The 2,894-nt window shown below is 69.0% G+C and carries 3 protein-coding genes; 2 read left to right on the forward strand and 1 reads right to left on the reverse strand.

Going from position 1 to position 2,894, the window contains the following annotated elements; genetic code table 11:
* Positions 1 to 1,429 (forward strand): signal peptide peptidase SppA (gene sppA / locus VF697_RS20720; RefSeq protein WP_331097560.1); only part of this gene is annotated, 1,429 nt, incomplete at its 5' end.
* A 13-nt stretch (positions 1,430 to 1,442) separates the two neighbouring features.
* Positions 1,443 to 1,988, forward strand: a complete 546-nt coding sequence (locus tag VF697_RS20725; RefSeq protein WP_331097562.1) for a zf-TFIIB domain-containing protein — start codon at positions 1,443 to 1,445, stop codon at positions 1,986 to 1,988.
* 2 nt (positions 1,989 to 1,990) lie between these two features.
* Here the strand turns inward: VF697_RS20725 and VF697_RS20730 are convergent, their stop codons facing one another.
* Complete coding sequence (locus VF697_RS20730) at positions 1,991 to 2,371, reverse strand: DUSAM domain-containing protein (protein WP_331097564.1); 381 nt, start codon at positions 2,369 to 2,371, stop codon at positions 1,991 to 1,993.
* Between the last annotated feature and the right edge of the window lie 523 nt (positions 2,372 to 2,894).

The raw sequence follows: 2,894 nt of genomic DNA on the forward strand, positions 1-2,894 counted from the left end.
GGTGCCGCCGGCCAAGCGGGAGGTGCTGGTGAAGCTGCTGGAGGACTTCCGGGCGGCGGGCAAGCGGGTGGTGGCGTGGGCGGTGAGCGCGGACAACCTGGGCTACCAGGTGATGTGCGCGGCGGACGAGGTGCTGCTGGCTCCGGCGGGGCGGCTGGAGCTGGTGGGCTACGCCGCGGAGGCCACCGCGCTCGGCGAGGGCCTGGGTCGGCTGGGCATCCAGGCGCACTTCATCCGGCGGGGCCCGTACAAGACGGCGCCGGAGCTCTTCACGCACCCGCACGTGTCGGACATCCAGCGGCAGACGCTGGAGGCCTTCCTGGACGAGCGCTACGACGAGCTGGTGGGCACCGTGGCCAAGGGGCGCAAGCGCACGCCGGAGGAGGTGCGGGCGTGGATCGACGCGGGCCCGTACAGCGCGAAGCGCGCGGCGGCCTCGGGACTGGTCGACGGGCTGTGCAGCGAGGCGGACCTGCCCGCGCGGCTGGGGCGGAAGAAGGACGGCGAGGAGGACGAGGAGGAAGAGGAGGGGTTGGATCCGATGCCGCGGTACCTGGCGCGGCTGCCCTGGCCTCGGATGAAGTGGCGTCCGCTGCGCCCGAGGCCCCGGCTGGCGGTGGTGCCGCTGTCGGGGATGATCGTCCCCGGGAAGGGCGGGGGGGGAGGGCCGGGTCCGGAGACGGTGGGCTCGGATGTGGCGGTGAAGGCGCTGCGCGCGGCGGGGAGGGATCGCCGGGCGAAGGCGGTGGTGCTGTACGTGGCGAGCCCGGGAGGCTCGGCGCTGGCCTCGGAGCTCATCCTGGAGGCGGTGCAGCGGGTGGCGAAGAAGAAGCCGGTGATCGCCTTCGTGGACCGGGTGGCGGCGAGCGGCGGCTACATGGCGGCGCTGGGGGCGAAGGAGATCTGGGCCACGCCGCACGCGGTGGTGGGCTCGATCGGCGTGTTCGCGGGGAAGTTCGACGCCTCGGGGCTGCTGGAGAAGCTGGGGATCCACCGCACGATGATCGTGCGCGGGGCGAACGCGGGCATCTTCTCGCCCACGCGGGGCTTCAGCGAGCACGAGCGGGCGTCGATGGAGGCGGAGGTGGAGGAGACGTACCAGACGTTCCTCGAGTTCGTGGCGAAGGCGCGAGGCCGGACGAAGGAGGAGATCCACGCGCTGGCCGAGGGGCGGGTGTACAGCGGCACGCGAGCGCTGGGGGTGGGGCTGGTGGATCGGACGGGGGGCTTCGAGGAGGCGTGCCGGCACGCGATGGGGCTGGCGAAGGTGCCGGCGGAGCAGCGCTTCGACCTGCACATCCACGGAGGGGCGGATCGGCGCTTCTCGCTGCTGAAACTGTTGTTGGGTGGATCGCTCTCGGGGCTGTATGCCTTGTGCCCGACGGCGTGGAGCCTGCTGGGGTTCAGGGGAGGGGAGCGTTTCGAGTAACCTCGGAGCCCGCATGGCGCGCCCCTGTCCCCTCTGCGAGAACGAGCCCCTGCGGCCCCTGCGCGTCTCCACCGTGGAGGTGGACACCTGCCCGCGCTGTCACGGGCTGTGGTTCGACCCGGGAGAGCTGGAGCGCTTTCCGGATCGGCCTCCGACGCGGGCATTCCTGGCGGCGGCACGGCAGGCGCCGTCGCGGTGCGGGAAGCGGGGGCACCTCGTGCCGCGCGAGCAGGCCACGTGCACCACGTGCCGGAGCGAGCCGATGTCCTGCCCGGGCTGTGGCTCTCGGCTGGCACGGGTGGAGACGAGTGCCTGTGCCCTGGACGTGTGCACACGCTGCGAGGGCGTCTGGCTGGACGCGGGCGGGTTCGAGTCGCTGGAAGGGGTGACGAATCCCCAGGCGAGGCCCGCGGGCGCGGCGGCCCCGGGTGCTCCGGCGCAGCGGTGCTCGGCGTGCAGGAGGGGGCTCCAGGTCCAGGACGCTTTTGCCTATGAGGGTGATCTTTATTGTGCCACGTGTCGGCCGACAGGCGCCGTTCCGTGCAAATCCCCCCAATAGTTCTACTCCTCTGGGTCGTCCACGTAATCAAGAGCGATTTCGGCCTGCTCCCGGTACATAGGCACGACCTCGACAGCCAATACGCTTTCCAGCAGCTCTCGCGCTCCGGCCACGTCACCTGCTTTCTTGCGACGGGCGGAATCAACGAGCGCCCGGGATAGTCGCCGACTCCCCTCGAATATCCGGCGGCGCATCTCACGTACGAGTGTTTCCGCCCCGGCGGGAGTGCGCAGTGCGTGTTCCGCTTCGTCATGACCGAGAGCTACGTCCCGCGCCACTCGCCGGCAGAGGTCGCGCACGTCGGCGTTTAGTTCTATCGCTTCGTTCCGCTCGAGCTTGGCGTACAGCCCAAGCACCCTGTCCCAATCGTGGGATTCACTCATCCCTGCATCACCTCATTTTTTGCCAGCACATATTGAAGGGCCACTGGCGCTGTCCCTCGCACCACCGGAAACAGTCGTAACAGTTACCGACCCAGCGCGGTTTCTTCTGATCTCTGCACAGGACGTAGGTTTCACGGCAGTGCTCCCGCCACCCCTCGTCAGGGTCATCTGCCTCCTCTCCCTCACCCGCTTCCTCGTCCGTCTTTCGTTGTAGAGCGTTTTCGAGTGCCGCCCCGGCCTTGAGCGCCTCCTCTATGTCCGATGCGGTCGCACCACAGGCACCCACTGGGTCATAGGGGTACTTCTTGATGCAACAGGTCATCGTGTTGTCTCCGGCGCGGCAGTCGCTCGGGCCCAAGGCACCGGAACTCATTGAACAACCCGACGCGAGAACCCCCCACAACACGGCCACTCCACGGCGCAGGGTGGAATCCTTGGTTTCCATGCTTTGAAGGCTAGGTCAGTGAGACAGAGAGCACCAAGGCGGGCCAAGAGGACTCGCCAGGATGGTCGCCCGTCACTG

The organism is Archangium sp., from assembly GCF_036388035.1.
In the GTDB taxonomy this organism is placed as follows: domain Bacteria; phylum Myxococcota; class Myxococcia; order Myxococcales; family Myxococcaceae; genus Archangium.

What these genes read in the sequence shown, in the direction of transcription:
- VF697_RS20730 (WP_331097564.1), bottom strand. Translation starts at nt 2,371, where the DNA reads ATGAGTGAATCCCACGATTGGGACAGGGTGCTTGGGCTGTACGCCAAG.
- VF697_RS20725 (WP_331097562.1), top strand. Translation starts at nt 1,443, where the DNA reads ATGGCGCGCCCCTGTCCCCTCTGCGAGAACGAGCCCCTGCGGCCCCTG.